This window comes from Sphingobacterium sp. UBA6317, assembly GCF_002440385.1.
In the GTDB taxonomy this organism is placed as follows: Bacteria; Bacteroidota; Bacteroidia; order Sphingobacteriales; family Sphingobacteriaceae; genus Sphingobacterium; species Sphingobacterium multivorum.
This window is the reverse complement of the sequence record NZ_DJTD01000025.1, coordinates 76,451-90,935: the sequence shown is the minus strand read 5'-3', so window position 1 is coordinate 90,935 and position 14,485 is coordinate 76,451. Positions and strand designations below refer to the sequence as shown.

The following is a 14,485-nucleotide window of genomic DNA, read 5'->3' as shown; positions in this document are numbered from 1 at the left end:
GATATATCCTTTTTGTTTACACTATAAATATATGAAAATCAAACAGTTAAGACAAATAATAAACCTTAGATAATGCAAAAAAAGAGACTGCATTTTGAGACAGCCTCTTTTAGTTGCTAATCCGGTAATTTTATAATTTACTTTCTCTTTTTTTCTTTTTCTTAACGACTTTAGGCATTTGAGCTTGCTTTGCTTCATATTGTCTCTCAATATATTGTATAATTTCTGAGGCAATATCTTTTTTTGTCGCTTTCTCGATGCCTTCCAAACCAGGAGATGAGTTTACTTCCAGTACTAAAGGGCCTCTGTCAGAAGGAATCATATCTACACCACAAACCGTAAGTCCTAGCTGTGCCGCAGCCGCAATTGCTGTTTCTCTTTCAGCTTTACTTAACCGGATAATCTGAGCGGTGCCACCCCGATGGATATTTGATCTAAACTCACCCTCTTTCGCCGTGCGTTTCATCGCTCCAACAACTTTGCCGTCAACCACGAATGCACGAATATCAGAGCCTTTAGACTCTTTGATGAACTCTTGGATCAGGATGTTATTGCCCAGGCCGTAGAACGCTTCTATAACAGAAGAGGCCGCTTTTTTGGTTTCGGCAAGTACAACACCAATACCTTGGGTTCCCTCGAGTAGTTTAATGACTAAAGGAGCACCACCTACCATACTGATGAGATCGTCCACATCGGAGGCTGTGCGTGCAAATCCTGTAATCGGGAGTCCGATACCTGCCCCGGATAAAATCTGTAGGCATCTCAATTTGTCTCGGGAACGCGTAATGGCTTGACTGGGATTCGCGGAAATGACATCCATCACCTCAAATTGTCTAACGATAGCAGATCCATAGAATGTTACCGATGCTCCTATCCGGGGAATAATGGCATCAATATCACTGAGATCCTGTCCTTTATAATGAATACTGGGTTTACCTTGTTGAATGCCTACATAACATTTGCTGTGATCGATGACAACACATTCGTGTCCTCTTTGTTGTGCGGCTTCTACGAGACGACGAGTTGAGTATAAACTCTTTACTGTCGATAATACGGCAATTTTCACGATTTGTATATTGAATATATTTTGTGCTAAGATAACAAAATAGCTTGGCTAATTGTTTTATTTTACCAGGGTCTTCGTCGACAGATTTTCTTTGGAAACATCGACCAAAAATCTTTTGTTTAAGAAATTTTTACCCAACAGCATAGGATAGGTCATTTGTGATCTATTTCTAAAGGAGATCTTAATGCTAAATACCTGGTTATATAATGTTGCTGTTGTGCGGATATAGTAACGCTTTTCTTCTTGGCCAAAAGAACTTTTCACTAGTTTTGTCCTATAGAGTTTTAACTTCAGTGTTTTTGTTTCTTTTGTCCCAAAATTTGTTATAAGTTCACAGATAATCCAATCCTGACCATCTTCCTTAACGATCTCGTACGAATTGCAATGTAGTACCGATGAAGCAGCACCGGTATCGACTTTTGCTTCTATACCATATATTCCCAATTCAGGTAAATCAAGGGTCTCTTTCCAGCCCACAAGAAGTTTCTCTTTCATTTATACCAAATTGAAAAAATAGCCCTGTCGCCTGTATAAGCAGGGGACAGGGATGAAAATCTTTTATTCGTAGATAAATTCTCCGTAAGGAGAGGTTATAGTAACTTTTTTAGCAGTAGATTCTTCCACGCGACCTATGATTTGAGCCGGAATGCCAAACGACTCTGAAATAGCAATGATATCCGATGCAATTGATTCCGGTACATATAATTCCATACGATGTCCCATATTAAATACTTTGTACATTTCTTTCCAGTCTGTATTGGATTCTTTCTGTATTAATTCAAAAAGAGGTGGGATCGGGAAAAGATTATCTTTGATGACATGCACATTATCAACGAAGTGTAAAACCTTTGTTTGCGCTCCACCTGAGCAATGCACCATTCCGTCGATTTGTGAACGATACTTGTCCAGTATTTGTTTGATAACAGGCGCATAAGTACGCGTCGCCGAAAGAACAAGCTTACCCGCAGTTATTTTTTCTCCTGTTTCAACTTCGATTTCATTGGTGAGGTCCTGGCTTCCAGCGAAAACTAGTTCGTAAGGAACAGCTGGATCATACGCTTCAGGATATTTTTCAGCTACTTTTTTGTTAAATACATCATGACGTGCAGAAGTTAGTCCATTGGAACCCATTCCGCCATTGTACGTCTGTTCATAGGTTGCTTTTCCATTCGATGCCAATCCAACAATTACATTGCCACCTTTGATGCGATGATTTGAAATGACGTCTTCACGTTTCATACGACAGGTCACCGTACTATCAACAATGATGGTGCGAACAAGGTCGCCAACGTCGGCCGTTTCACCTCCTGTAGAATAGATGCCAATTCCCAAATCCCGAAGTTCAGATAGAATCTCTTCTGTGCCATTGATGATTTCTGCGATCACCTCTCCAGGAATAAGATTTTTATTTCTGCCAATCGTTGAGGATAAAAGAATGTTATCGATGGCTCCCACGCAAAGCAAGTCGTCAATATTCATGATAATTGCATCCTGTGCTATACCTTTCCACACTGAAATATCACCGGTTTCCTTCCAGTATACATAAGCCAATGAAGATTTGGTACCAGCACCATCCGCATGCATAATATTACACCAGTCTGGATCTCCACCCAAAATATCTGGAATTATTTTGCAAAATGCTTTGGGAAACAGACCCTTATCTATATTTTTTATCGCATTGTGCACATCCTCTTTCCCTGCGGATACGCCTCGTTGATTGTATTTTAAATCTGACATCTTAGGGCAAAAATAAGCAATAGGACTGAATTAAAGAACCTTATTCGTGTAATTTAATCACTTATTATTATGCGCCAATGTTGAATTAGATTTTCGAGATTACTTTTCGCATTGGCCGGACTTGTGCTGGGTAAGCATCTGTACATAATGTCTTCTCGTTTGTTGAAATGCTTTAAATACAAACTGTACGCTTTTTGTCCGTTAAAAATAATTTGTGTGATTGTGGGAAAGGTTTGCAGCAGCTCGTCAATCGGATTCGGAACTTCATTTTGTATGGCTAAATCCATACTGCCGGGACGAGAGGCTTCCGCACAAACATCCCAAAGACCAATGTTGTTTTTGAGTAATAAATCTATCTTCTCCGTATAATTTGTTTGTTCCGGTGCATTGAACAAATTGGTGATTACTTTCCAAAAGCGATTTTGTGGATGTGCATAATATTCATTTTCTGCCAGAGATTTATCTCCGGGCAACGAGCCAAGGATGAGTATTTCTGTCGTCGAATTGACTAAGGGTAGAAAGGATTTTTTGCGCATGATCAAAAATAGCAATTTTAAATTTTCCTTTGAAATATGAAAATTATTGTAGTATATTTATGATATTAAAATGATATCAAATATATATTAACAATTATGGAAAAACTAATTAAACCAATGTCAGGCTATTTAGCTTTATTGATAGCTGTTGTCTCGTTTGTGGCAGCTATATTTTCATTTGCGAGCGTAGAAGAAAGTTCGCTGTATGTTGTATTGGGAGTGGTATTAATGATTGCTACTTTTTTTATTTTAAAGGGATTGATGATTATTAATCCAAATCATTCACGTGTGCTGAATTTCTTCGGAAAATATGTAGGTACCGTTAAGGAAAATGGTTTGTTTTTTGTCAATCCGTTGTATTCGACGATTAAAATAAGTCTTCGTTCGGATAATCTGCAAGGACAGACGCTGAAAGTAAATGACAAGATGGGAAACCCAATTGAGATTGGGGCAGTGATCGTGTGGCAAGTGGGTGACACGTATAAAGCTGCTTATGATGTCAGTAATTATACATCTTATGTACGCACGCAGAGTGAAGCAGCAGTAAGACATTTGGCTGGAAGCTTTCCGTATGATAACTTGGAAGATGAAGGTGCTGAAATAACCTTACGGGAGGGAGGAGATACCGTAAACCATATTCTTGAGCAGGAGTTGTCGGATCGTTTGGCGCCAGCTGGCGTTATTATTAAGGAAGCAAGAATCAGCCATTTGGCCTACGCGTCAGAAATCGCTGGTGCGATGCTTCAAAGACAACAGGCGGCAGCAATTGTGGCCGCAAGGGCAAAGATCGTAGATGGTGCAGTTGGGATGGTGGAAATGGCCTTGCATAAATTGTCTGAGAAAGATATTGTAGAGTTGGATAACGAGAAAAAAGCAGCAATGGTCAGCAATTTAATGGTTGTACTCTGTGGAGAGAAAGCAGCGACACCAATTGTAAATACAGGTACTTTGTACCAATAAACGAAATGAAATGGCGGATAAGAAAAACTTTATGCTACGCTTAGACGACCAAATGTACAAAGCATTGGAAAAATGGGCTGCAGATGAGTTTAGAAGTGTTAATGGGCAGATAGAATATCTTTTACATAAGGCACTGCAAGAAAATAAAAGATTGGGTGCAGAAAAAAAGCCTGCTGATAAGAAATAGCCTATAGTAAGGAACGAAAACTGTACCTTTGGCCTCGCAATTAATAAAGCCAAAGGTACTTTTTATTTAATGTTTTAACGATAGAAGATGAAGATTAATCCAGCGTACAAGTTATTGGTCGTAAGTACAAGCACGATCCATGGGAGTGAGTTTTTAGCTTATATTAAGCACGATTTTGTCGAATTTATTCAGTCAGACGAATTGCTGTTTGTCCCTTTTGCGAGACCTTCAGGAATTTCCTTTGATGCTTATACCGCTAAGGTACAAGATGCCCTGAAAGATGAGGGCGTGACGGTTAGGGGGCTCCATGAGTTTGACAATATGAAGAAGGCTATTCAGGATGCTAAAGCTATTTTTATTGGTGGAGGAAATACATTTTTACTCTTAAAAACGCTGTATGATCTGGATTTGGTTCCGCAACTGCGCGTACAAGTAGCAAAGGGGATTCCATATGTGGGCACATCCGCGGGGTCCAATTTGACCGGATTAACAATTGGAACCACGAATGATATGCCTATTGTTTATCCGCCTAGTTTTAACGCACTTGGTTTCTTACCTTTTAATATCAATCCACATTATTTGGATCCAGATCCAAATTCTACACATAAAGGAGAGACGAGGGAAACGCGAATTCAGGAATTTCATCAATTGAACAGCCAACCTGTTATAGGCTTGCGTGAAGGTAGCTGGCTACACGTAAATGACGGGACCATTGTACTGCAAGGTGGTTTAAAAGCACGGTTGTTTAAGGCGGGGCTTGAACCTGTAGAGCTTGCACCTGGATTAATTAATTTTTAAGCTATTGTAAATTCAATGGGCATGGGAAGTCAAATGGACCGTTCAGCGCAGTGGTAGACGATTTTATGAAAAGCTGGCCCTAATTCCCATTGGAAAAAATAGTTTTTCAGATTGTTGAAAATAATACAAAATAAGCTACTTTTGCGCTAAATCCATTAAAATTTTCTTCCAATGGAACAAAATTCAGCATTACACCCGGCCGATATCGCGGAAGAAATATCGCGTTTAAGTAAAGGGGAGCAACATCAAGAGTTTATGGACTATCCTTTGGAGGATAGATTGGAGATCTTTTCTTTTTTTGAAATGGATGTTCAATATACGTTGATCAAATCCATGACGGAGCATGAGCTGTCCGAATTGCTGAATAATTTGAAGCCGGATACCCGGAATGAATTATTGTCGGAATTGCCGGATGATCTGATTAAATATCTGATCAATCTATTGAATGAGCGTGAGAAGCAAATGGCTTTGGAGCTGATCGGATATAAAGAGGATAGTATAGCCCGACTTATGACACCAATGTATGTGCAAGTTCGTCCTTATTATACTGTTGATGATGTCTTTCGGCATATTAAAGTTTTTGGAAGGAAAGCTGAAACGCTCAATTTTATTTATGTAGTTGATGAGAAAAACGTATTGATCGATGACTTGAAAATTGGTCAATTACTACTATCGGATTCTTCTACTAAGATTTCCGACTTAATTGACTACAATTTTGCCGCGATTAAAGCCTCTACACCCATGGAAGAGGCCTTCGAGATTTTTCAAAAATATGACCGCAGTGCTTTGCCTATCGTTACAGAAGCAGGGGTGTTGGTTGGAATTGTGACATTTGATGATGTGTTGGACCGAATTGAAGATCGCGATACAGAAGATATCCAGCGATTTGGAGGGATGGAAGAATTGGATCTGGCTTATACCAAAACCCCCTTGTTGCAATTGATTCAAAAAAGAGCTGGCTGGTTAATCATTTTGTTTTTTAGCGAAATGCTTACAGCCTCAGCAATGGGCTTTTTTGAGGGGGAATTGGAAAAAGCGGTTGTGCTTGCTTTGTTTGTTCCTTTAATTATATCCAGTGGAGGTAATTCGGGGTCGCAGGCGGCATCTTTAATTATTCGTGCCATGGCGCTCGGAGAGTTAAAGCTTAAAGATTGGTGGTATGTGATGAAGCGCGAAGTTTCTTCCGGTTTAATTTTAGGTGGGATATTAGGTTCGATCGGATTTCTACGGATATTGGCCTGGCATTTTCTTGGTCTATATGACTATGGTCCTTATTGGATTTCAATTGGCTTTACGGTTGCGGTTTCCTTATTGTTTATTGTTTTATGGGGAACTTTGTCGGGATCGTTTATTCCATTTATCCTACGTCGGTTCGGTTTGGATCCAGCGACAGCATCAGCGCCGTTTGTTGCAACGTTGGTGGATGTCTCCGGATTGATTATCTATTTTACTGTTGCAGCATTCTTTCTGCACGGAAAACTACTGTAGTTCAGATGTCATCTATCCATTCTTGTAATCTGCACTCTTCTTTTTAGCATGTTTTTTTGTCCGATCTTGTGTTTATTTGAAGTAGTCCATAATGGAACACAAGGAGATAGACAAAGAAGCTGAAAGCGTATTGCTTGTTTATAAATTGAGTCTGCGGTATAATTTTTCCTTTAAACCGCCTTTTTGTGCAATATAAATTCCTTTTTTTCCGGAAAATAAAAAAGCGACTATACACGCTATCGCTATAAATAAGATAGGTTGAATCCCAAATAATTCATAACCCATTACAATACAGGCGAGCGGGGTGTTTGTAGCGCCTGAAAATACGGCTACAAAGCCCATGGCAGCCAGCAGGCTGATGGGAAGTGGAATAACGGTGCTTAATGCACTCCCCAAGGTTGCCCCAATAAAAAATAGCGGGGTGACTTCTCCGCCTTTAAATCCGGCAGAAAGGGTAAAAGTCGTTAAAAGCAATTTAATGATAAAGTCATAATAATTCGACTGATCGACAAATGCATTCTGAATCATTGGTATGCCAAGTCCAATATAGCTGTTGCTGTGAAATAACGTAATGATAAGTACCAAAATAATACCGCCAATCGCCGGTCTAAGCAGAGGATATTTAATTCGTTTGAATTGAAGGCTAAAGAAATCGCTGGCAAATGTAAAAAGCCATGCTGTAACGCCAAATAGAATGCCTGCGGCAAGGCTAAATCCAATATTGGTTAAGGACAGCATTGGAATAACATCATGAAGTGGATAATGGGTGTGTGGAATATTCCATAATTGACAGCTGAAGTTTGCAAAAAAGGCGGTAAATAAACAGGGCAGGATACCGAAATATCTTTTTTTGCCAATCAATAGTACTTCCAGGCCGAATATCGTTCCGGCGAGCGGGGTGCCAAACACAGCGGCGAATCCTGCAGTGATGCCGATCGAAATTAAGATGCGACGTTCAGTTTTATCGAAGTCAAACCAGCGATTAAGCTGATCGGAAACTGCTCCACCGATCTGTACAGCAGTTCCTTCACGGCCTGCCGAACCCCCAAACAGATGTGTAAGTAAAGTTCCGAATAAGACAAGCGGCGCCATGATAAGCGGAATGCGGCGTTGGGGATGAAGGTATTCTTCAATCAGCAGGTTATTTCCTTTGCTTGATGGATCGCCCCAATACTTATAGGACAACGCTATGGCAAATCCCGCTAGGGGAAGTCCATAAATTATCCAAGGATGAGCCTCCCGGTACTGCGTTACCCAATTGAGGGAAAAGAGAAAAAACGCACAAATAGATCCGACAATGAAACCTATCGCACTACAGGAGATAAGCCATTTAAGAAAAAAATGAAGATTGCTTTGATTTGAATGTGTTATAGCCATAAGTCTACACTTTATATAAAATTGTTGTTTTATACTAAAATAGTAGACGTCATCAGCTTATCAGGGCGGTTCAGGGCAGACATCATTGCCATATTTATTTCAAATCTACAAAAAACGAACGATAACAGCAACCCAGCCTGCGATCATAAGCAATCCGCCGAGCGGGGTAATTGGGCCAAGAAACTTTAGATTCTTTTTCCAGTATTCAGCAAACGATAGAAAATATATACTTACAGAGAATAAAATAGTTCCTAGTGTGATCAGATAAAATGCCACTCGTTCAGACTGAAGCTCAAACCGAAAATTGAATCCTAGAATCAATAGGGTTAGTGCAGCATACATTTGATATCGCACGCCGACCTCAAAGGATTCCAGTTTTTCAGCGGATAGGATTTTTTTGAACGCATGGGCTCCAAATGCACCTAGGATAATAGCGAGGCCGCCAAATAGAGCGGCCGTGATGATGACAACGTTTTGCATGCCTGAATTTACTAAATTGTGGGTTTAATCATATCAATATGAAGGATTCCGTAATCAGGGTAGGGCTCGGAGATTTGTTTAAACCCTAATTTTTCATAAAAGGATTTTAAATGAAATTGTGCGCCTATTTGTATCTCGCCTTCACCAAATTCTTTATAGAGAGATTCGATGGAATGAATCATTAATTGTTGACTCAAACCGGTTCCGCGAGCTTGCTCAGCGACAATGACCCGACCGATGGAAGCCTGCGGATAGGAGAGACCAGGGGGAACTAATCTCGTGTATGCAATGATATCATCATTGTGTTCCGCCCAAAGATGGAGACAAGCAAAGTCCTTATCGTCCAATTCAGGATATAAGCATTCTTGTTCCAAAACAAAAACTTCCATTCGAAGCTTTAAGATACGATACAGTTCTTTATTGTTGAGTTCATCAAACTTCTTGAGGTTCCACTGAAAATCCATCATTAAAATAAAAAAAAGAGTCAAATTAAATCGATATATCAGGGAAGACATACCCGATTTAATTTGACTCGAGTGATTTGAAAACTTTTATGCGAGAAGACTTTTAACGACTTCAGAGATTGTTTTGCCATCAGCTTGTCCTGCAAGCTTTTGATTTGTCGCGCCCATTACTTTACCCATATCTTTAATGGAAGAAGCCCCTGTTTCAGCGATAATTGCTTTGACGACGGTCTCAACTTCTTCTTTACTTAACTGTTTGGGTAGGTAAGCCTCAATTACTTTTTCTTCCTCGACTTCAATTTCATACAGATCTTCACGGTTTTGAGTCTTATAAATTTCAGCAGATTCGCGACGTTGTTTGACAAGTTTTTGTAACACTTTAATCTCCGCCTCCTGGCTAAGATCTTCTGCATGACCTTTTTCTGTTTTCGCTAAGAGGATAGCTGCTTTAATGGCACGTAAACCACGTAATTTTGCCGTGTCTTTTGCGATCATTGCTGCCTTAATGTCTTGATTTATTTGTATTTCTAATGACATGATATTTAAATTATTTTCGATTGACAAGTGTGCCTGTAGCCTGCGCTGTAGGCATGATTAAGAGATCGTTTATATTGACGTGTGCAGGTCTGGTAATGACGAAAAGAATCGTTTCGGCAATATCTTTACCTGTTAGAGGTTGTACACCATTGTAAACATTTTTAGCTCTTTCTCGATCTCCATGAAAACGAACTTCCGAAAACTCAGTCTCTACCATTCCGGGGTCAATAGAGGTTACCTTAACGCCTTGCGTTAGCAAATCAATACGCATCGCTTTAGTCAACGCGTCGACAGCATGTTTGGTCGCACAGTACACATTTCCATTCGGATACACCTCTTTCCCTGCAATAGATCCTAAATTAACAATATGAGCGCCGTTGTCAGTATCCATAAGGGGTATCACAGCTTTAGTTACATACAATAAGCCTTTGATATTGGTATCAATCATTCTGTCCCAATCGCCGATATCACCATCTTGAATAGGATCTAATCCCTGGCTCAACCCAGCATTGTTGATGAGAACATTTATTTTTTTCCATTCGGGGGGCAAACCTTCAATTTGGTTTGCAACTTGCTCAGCATCTCGGACATCGAGCTCAAATATATGGATCTGAATAGTCGGGTAGGCCGCAAGTAGTGTATCTCTTAATGTTTCTAAACGGTTTAACCTGCGCGCGCAAAGTAAAAGATTATACCCCTCTTTCGCTAAAACTTCGGCACAAGCCTGACCGATGCCGGAACTTGCTCCTGTAATAAAAACTGTTTTAGTCATATATTGTAACTAGTTGGTATTTAAAATTTAATCAGATTTTCCCTAAAAAAAAGCGCCTCGGCCACCCTATTTTGTAGCAATATAGATGGTACAGATGCCAAACGTCTGTGGTCTAACAATAGTTTCATTAAAACCAGCTTTTTTGTTTATGGCCACGAACTTTTGGCCGTCCGGAAATTGAGCAACGGATTCCGGTAAATATTCATATGCACTGGAATCTTTTGAAAAGAATTTTCCAATGGTTGGTGTGATAAACTTGAAATAAAAATTATACAATTGTTTAATGGGGAACTTTTTCGGATTAGAAAATTCTAAAATAACAGCTTTCCCACCAGGCTTTAATACGCGGTATATATCAGATAAGCCCTTTTCCAGATTTTCAAAATTGCGGACACCAAATGCTACAGTAACTGCGTCGAAGGTATTATCTTCGAATTGAAGCCGCTCAGAATCTCCTAACTGAACTTCAAATTGATTCGCTAATCCCTTGCTTGCAATCTTTTTCTTGGCGACTTCAAGCATGCCTTGGGAGATATCGACACCAATAATCTTTTTTGGATTCAAGATTTTAATTGATTCCAGTGCAAAATCACCAGTTCCTGTCGCTACATCCAACATCAGTTGCGGTTTTATGGACTTTAAGGAATTGATGGCTTTTTTACGCCATATAATGTCAATACCCAAAGACATGAAATGGTTCAAAAAATCATAGGAATGCGAGATATTGTCAAACATATCTGCTACCTGTTTCTTCTTCCCATCGTTGGTATCTTTGTAGGGCTTTAGTGTTGAGGAATCGTGCGTCATTTTACAAAGATACAATATATGAATATTTTTCGGTGCTAAAAAAGGGATTTGTTTTCATATCAAAGTCAGTTTATTTTGATGGTAGTGGAGGATATTAATTTGTTTTTGACCATTTTGCTTGTTCACAATAGTTTAAGTTATTAACATTTTTTAAAGTATTGATTTTGAGTGGTAAATTTTTATTTTCAACATCTTTTCAACAGTATGTGTTGAAAACTAATCCTGTAAATCTGTGTCCATCAAAGCTTTTTGGGGGTTCGGATCTGATCGTCGAATTTCCCTGTTTGTAAATCCTCATGGTGGTGAATTTTATTTTTTATACATTTGTTATCCTATCTAAAATTTATAAGGATAGCAAAGCTATATTTCTGATATAATATCATGATGAACGACAGTAATTTTGAAGCGAATAACACGGATAATAACAAACGGGGTAATTATGGCGAACGTCGTACCAAATTAAATAATTTGGTGAGCGGTTTGGGTAAGCTTCCGCCGCAGGCAGTGGACCTTGAAGAAGCTGTTTTGGGGGCTTTGATGCTGGAGAAAAATGCGCTGAGTGAAATTATTGATATTCTAAAACCAGAATCGTTTTACAAAGAATCACATCAAAAGATCTTTGAAGCAATTTTTGGCCTTTTTCAAAAGACTTCTCCAATTGATATATTGACAGTTACCTCGGAACTTCGACGGATGGGGGCTCTTGAAATGGTCGGCGGTGCCTACTATATTACGCAATTGACAGATCGCGTGGTTTCTGCAGCTAATATTGAGTATCATGCCCGTATTATTTCTCAAAAATATATTCAGCGTGAGCTTATTAAGGTTTCTACCGAAATTATCAATAGTTCATATGATGAAACATCAGATATCTTCGATCTTTTGGATCATGCCGAAAAAAGCTTGTTTGATATCGCGCAAAATAACTTGCGAAGAGATTCAAGAAAGATGGATGATATTATGCGTGAGGCGATTTCTAACCTTGAAATGCTCCGGGATCGCACAGATGGCCTAACAGGTGTGCCTTCGGGTTTAACAGCCTTGGATCGTATGACTTCAGGTTGGCAGCCTTCTGATCTTGTTATTATTGCAGCACGTCCAGCGATGGGAAAAACTGCATTTGTACTTTCTGTCGCGCGTAATGCCGCTGTGGAACACGGTAAAGCAGTCGCCGTATTCTCGCTGGAGATGTCATCTGTTCAGCTCGTCAATCGTCTAATCGCTGGTGAAACCGAAATTGAGCAAGAGAAATTGAAAAAAGGAAATCTTGCTGATCATGAATGGCAGCAATTACATTCGAGAATTGGTCGATTAACTGATGCGCCTATTATTATTGATGATACGCCGGCGTTGAACGTGTTCGAATTTAGAGCAAAATGTAGGCGTCTAAAAGCACAATACGATATCCAAATGGTGATCGTCGATTACTTGCAGTTAATGCACGGTAAAGCAGACGGTAAAGGCGGGGGTAACCGGGAACAAGAGATTGGTAGTATTTCGCGCGCGTTGAAGTCTGTAGCTAAGGAATTAAATATCCCCGTGCTTGCATTGTCGCAATTGAGCCGTGCAGTAGAGTCAAGACCGGGCAATAGTAAGCGTCCTATGTTGTCCGATTTACGGGAGTCTGGTTCTATTGAACAGGATGCTGATATGGTTCTTTTCTTATATCGACCTGAATATTATGGTTTGACAGAAGATGAAGAGGGACGTCCTACTGCCGGTGTCGGTGAAGTTATTATTGCAAAACACCGTAATGGTGAGACCGGAATTGTTCCACTTCGCTTTGTGGGTAAATTTGTGAAGTTTGTGGATTTAGAAGATGAGTTTTCGGGTATGGGTAGTGGAGATGGATTCGGTGATGCGCCGGCTACATTTTCTGCTTCGGCCTTGAATCCGTCGCCAAACTTTGCAGATGATTTTAGTGCTGGAGGTTTTAGTGGAGGTATTACTATGCCCTCCCGAATGAACGATATGCCTGATGATGCGCCATTTTAGTGGTTAATTTTACATAAGTATTCCTAAATAACAGAAAAAAACCGAATGATTTAAATTCGTTTTTTTCGTTTACCGCGTCCGGCTTGTTTTCGCTAGTAAAACAAGGTTATTATCCATTTTCAACGTGATGTATTAAGGGTGTACGCAAAAATAAATGTTTTAAAACTAAATGAACAAATGGGGTTAATGTTTTTTTGTCGTTTTGATTGTTTTTATTTTAAATAAAATCGGAACTTTGTGCGCCTTTGGGTTTATTAGAATGGTAGCTTTTAGACTTAGTATAACAGGTCTTAGACAAAAGTTGGTGAACAGTTTTTCGACAATGACAGGAAGCTAATGGATATTCATTATTTTGGATCGAGCAAGTTAGCTTTTATTTGGCTATTGATGGCAAAAACAAATAATATATTTCGATGAAAATAACATTACTTTGTATAGGTAAGACGGATGACAAATACCTAATTGAAGGTATTGAAAAGTACATTAAGCGATTAAAGTTTTATGTGAACTTCAGTATTGTCGTTATTCCCGATATCAAGAATGTCAAGAATCTTTCTGCTGAACAGCAAAAAGATAAAGAGGCTTTGCTGATTTTGAAACAGCTACAACCACAAGATCTAGTAGTTCTGCTAGACGAACATGGAAAAGAATTTCGCTCCTTGGAGTTTTCAGCTTATTTGGAAAAAATGATGGTACAAAGTGTTCAGCATTTGGTATTTATTATAGGAGGCCCCTATGGGTTTGATCAAAAAATTTACGATCGGGCAACATCAAAAATCGCTTTATCGAAGATGACGTTTTCGCACCAAATGATTCGTTTGTTTTTTACAGAGCAGCTTTATCGTGCTTTTTCCATCATGAAGGGGGAACCTTATCATCACGAATAATATGGAAAAAAGTCCGTAACTTCATCATGAATAAAAACAAGCTTATGAATTTGCCCAACAAACGAGATTATCACTATAAAAGTGACGAAGGAGAGAAAAATAGGCAATTGAATAAATACATTATGATTGCTTGTATTATTATCGTGATCTTATTGGCCTATTTTTTCGCATAGCTTCATATCCTCCAAACGGATTAAGTAAAAGAAATAAATCTCTTACTTAATATCCGTATGGAGGATATCAGCAGATGATTTTAATAAATTTTAATTGAATTGTTTAAGCAAGAACGCTTAATTTTTGGGAGAAGATTGGCAGGTTTTGCGCGTTCTTTTTGGGGCGGTGTTGTTTACGAATCCCCAGTTGGTCATATAGAATGACAAGGGATTAATTTCTA

General features: G+C 39.2%; 17 protein-coding genes and 1 riboswitch. Of the genes, 7 read left to right on the top strand and 10 right to left on the bottom strand.

What is annotated here, in order from left to right:
- Positions 1 to 130 precede the first annotated feature (130 nt).
- The 4 genes from rimK to B3E92_RS07570 form a co-directional block, all read right to left on the bottom strand.
- Positions 131 to 1,066 (bottom strand): 30S ribosomal protein S6--L-glutamate ligase, encoded by a 936-nt coding sequence (gene rimK / locus B3E92_RS07585; protein WP_070565651.1) that lies wholly within the window; start codon positions 1,064 to 1,066, stop codon positions 131 to 133.
- 57 nt (positions 1,067 to 1,123) lie between these two features.
- Positions 1,124 to 1,561: an ATP-dependent zinc protease gene (locus B3E92_RS07580; RefSeq protein ID WP_070565649.1), complete on the bottom strand. Its 438-nt coding sequence runs from the start codon at positions 1,559 to 1,561 to the stop codon at positions 1,124 to 1,126.
- Positions 1,562 to 1,624: 63 nt separating this feature from the next.
- Positions 1,625 to 2,803, bottom strand: a complete 1,179-nt coding sequence (locus B3E92_RS07575; RefSeq protein ID WP_115050721.1) for an AIR synthase related protein — start codon at positions 2,801 to 2,803, stop codon at positions 1,625 to 1,627.
- Positions 2,804 to 2,856: 53 nt separating this feature from the next.
- On the bottom strand, positions 2,857 to 3,339 hold the full coding sequence (locus tag B3E92_RS07570) for a DNA-deoxyinosine glycosylase (protein ID WP_070565645.1): 483 nt from the start codon (positions 3,337 to 3,339) through the stop codon (positions 2,857 to 2,859).
- Between the two features lie 96 nt (positions 3,340 to 3,435).
- Here B3E92_RS07570 and B3E92_RS07565 point away from each other — a divergent pair, with 96 nt between their 5' ends.
- The 4 genes from B3E92_RS07565 to mgtE all read left to right on the top strand — a co-directional run bounded on the left by B3E92_RS07565 (position 3,436) and on the right by mgtE (position 6,772).
- Entirely contained in the window at positions 3,436 to 4,299 is an 864-nt protein-coding gene (locus tag B3E92_RS07565) for an SPFH domain-containing protein (RefSeq protein ID WP_046674469.1), read from the top strand.
- Between the two features lie 10 nt (positions 4,300 to 4,309).
- Complete coding sequence (locus tag B3E92_RS07560; RefSeq protein WP_070565641.1) at positions 4,310 to 4,486, top strand: ribbon-helix-helix domain-containing protein; 177 nt, start codon at positions 4,310 to 4,312, stop codon at positions 4,484 to 4,486.
- An 87-nt stretch (positions 4,487 to 4,573) separates the two neighbouring features.
- The gene (gene pepE / locus B3E92_RS07555) at positions 4,574 to 5,284 is read left to right on the top strand and encodes a dipeptidase PepE (protein WP_070565639.1); all 711 of its coding nucleotides are present in this window, start codon (positions 4,574 to 4,576) and stop codon (positions 5,282 to 5,284) included.
- 171 nt (positions 5,285 to 5,455) lie between these two features.
- Positions 5,456 to 6,772 (top strand): magnesium transporter, encoded by a 1,317-nt coding sequence (gene mgtE / locus B3E92_RS07550; protein WP_070565637.1) that lies wholly within the window; start codon positions 5,456 to 5,458, stop codon positions 6,770 to 6,772.
- A gap of 138 nt (positions 6,773 to 6,910) precedes the next feature.
- Here the strand turns inward: mgtE and B3E92_RS07545 are convergent, their stop codons facing one another.
- The 6 genes from B3E92_RS07545 to ubiE form a co-directional block, all read right to left on the bottom strand.
- On the bottom strand, positions 6,911 to 8,149 hold the full coding sequence (locus B3E92_RS07545) for a voltage-gated chloride channel family protein (protein WP_286896011.1): 1,239 nt from the start codon (positions 8,147 to 8,149) through the stop codon (positions 6,911 to 6,913).
- Between the two features lie 36 nt (positions 8,150 to 8,185).
- Positions 8,186 to 8,248, bottom strand: a riboswitch (Fluoride riboswitch).
- Positions 8,249 to 8,254: 6 nt separating this feature from the next.
- Positions 8,255 to 8,629, bottom strand: coding sequence for a DUF423 domain-containing protein (locus tag B3E92_RS07540; RefSeq protein ID WP_286896010.1), 375 nt, complete (start codon positions 8,627 to 8,629; stop codon positions 8,255 to 8,257).
- Positions 8,630 to 8,640: 11 nt separating this feature from the next.
- Positions 8,641 to 9,144 (bottom strand): GNAT family N-acetyltransferase, encoded by a 504-nt coding sequence (locus B3E92_RS07535; protein ID WP_236560229.1) that lies wholly within the window; start codon positions 9,142 to 9,144, stop codon positions 8,641 to 8,643.
- A 36-nt stretch (positions 9,145 to 9,180) separates the two neighbouring features.
- Positions 9,181 to 9,630 (bottom strand): GatB/YqeY domain-containing protein, encoded by a 450-nt coding sequence (locus B3E92_RS07530; protein WP_046674475.1) that lies wholly within the window; start codon positions 9,628 to 9,630, stop codon positions 9,181 to 9,183.
- Between the two features lie 10 nt (positions 9,631 to 9,640).
- A complete protein-coding gene (locus tag B3E92_RS07525) occupies positions 9,641 to 10,402 on the bottom strand; it encodes an SDR family oxidoreductase (protein WP_286896009.1) in 762 nt (253 codons plus the stop codon).
- Between the two features lie 66 nt (positions 10,403 to 10,468).
- On the bottom strand, positions 10,469 to 11,209 hold the full coding sequence (gene ubiE, locus B3E92_RS07520; protein ID WP_112376154.1) for a bifunctional demethylmenaquinone methyltransferase/2-methoxy-6-polyprenyl-1,4-benzoquinol methylase UbiE: 741 nt from the start codon (positions 11,207 to 11,209) through the stop codon (positions 10,469 to 10,471).
- 384 nt (positions 11,210 to 11,593) lie between these two features.
- On the opposite strand from ubiE, the gene dnaB reads away from it, so the two are divergent.
- The 3 genes from dnaB to B3E92_RS07505 all read left to right on the top strand — a co-directional run bounded on the left by dnaB (position 11,594) and on the right by B3E92_RS07505 (position 14,264).
- Positions 11,594 to 13,204 carry a replicative DNA helicase gene (dnaB, locus tag B3E92_RS07515; protein WP_376781291.1) on the top strand — a complete coding sequence of 537 codons (1,611 nt, stop codon included), beginning with the start codon at positions 11,594 to 11,596 and terminating at the stop codon, positions 13,202 to 13,204.
- A 413-nt stretch (positions 13,205 to 13,617) separates the two neighbouring features.
- On the top strand, positions 13,618 to 14,091 hold the full coding sequence (rlmH, locus tag B3E92_RS07510) for a 23S rRNA (pseudouridine(1915)-N(3))-methyltransferase RlmH (protein WP_286896006.1): 474 nt from the start codon (positions 13,618 to 13,620) through the stop codon (positions 14,089 to 14,091).
- A gap of 44 nt (positions 14,092 to 14,135) precedes the next feature.
- Positions 14,136 to 14,264: a hypothetical protein gene (locus B3E92_RS07505; RefSeq protein WP_286896004.1), complete on the top strand. Its 129-nt coding sequence runs from the start codon at positions 14,136 to 14,138 to the stop codon at positions 14,262 to 14,264.
- The last annotated feature ends 221 nt before the right edge of the window (positions 14,265 to 14,485 follow it).

Coding starts and splice junctions, on each gene's coding strand:
- B3E92_RS07580 (WP_070565649.1), bottom strand. CDS start 1,561: ATGAAAGAGAAACTTCTTGTGGGCTGGAAAGAGACCCTTGATTTACCT.
- B3E92_RS07575 (WP_115050721.1), bottom strand. CDS start 2,803: ATGTCAGATTTAAAATACAATCAACGAGGCGTATCCGCAGGGAAAGAG.
- B3E92_RS07570 (WP_070565645.1), bottom strand. CDS start 3,339: ATGCGCAAAAAATCCTTTCTACCCTTAGTCAATTCGACGACAGAAATA.
- B3E92_RS07565 (WP_046674469.1), top strand. CDS start 3,436: ATGGAAAAACTAATTAAACCAATGTCAGGCTATTTAGCTTTATTGATA.
- B3E92_RS07560 (WP_070565641.1), top strand. CDS start 4,310: ATGGCGGATAAGAAAAACTTTATGCTACGCTTAGACGACCAAATGTAC.
- pepE (WP_070565639.1), top strand. CDS start 4,574: ATGAAGATTAATCCAGCGTACAAGTTATTGGTCGTAAGTACAAGCACG.
- mgtE (WP_070565637.1), top strand. CDS start 5,456: ATGGAACAAAATTCAGCATTACACCCGGCCGATATCGCGGAAGAAATA.
- B3E92_RS07545 (WP_286896011.1), bottom strand. CDS start 8,149: ATGGCTATAACACATTCAAATCAAAGCAATCTTCATTTTTTTCTTAAA.
- B3E92_RS07540 (WP_286896010.1), bottom strand. CDS start 8,629: ATGCAAAACGTTGTCATCATCACGGCCGCTCTATTTGGCGGCCTCGCT.
- B3E92_RS07535 (WP_236560229.1), bottom strand. CDS start 9,144: ATGTCTTCCCTGATATATCGATTTAATTTGACTCTTTTTTTTATTTTA.
- B3E92_RS07530 (WP_046674475.1), bottom strand. CDS start 9,630: ATGTCATTAGAAATACAAATAAATCAAGACATTAAGGCAGCAATGATC.
- B3E92_RS07525 (WP_286896009.1), bottom strand. CDS start 10,402: ATGACTAAAACAGTTTTTATTACAGGAGCAAGTTCCGGCATCGGTCAG.
- ubiE (WP_112376154.1), bottom strand. CDS start 11,209: ATGACGCACGATTCCTCAACACTAAAGCCCTACAAAGATACCAACGAT.
- dnaB (WP_376781291.1), top strand. CDS start 11,594: ATGAACGACAGTAATTTTGAAGCGAATAACACGGATAATAACAAACGG.
- rlmH (WP_286896006.1), top strand. CDS start 13,618: ATGAAAATAACATTACTTTGTATAGGTAAGACGGATGACAAATACCTA.
- B3E92_RS07505 (WP_286896004.1), top strand. CDS start 14,136: ATGAATTTGCCCAACAAACGAGATTATCACTATAAAAGTGACGAAGGA.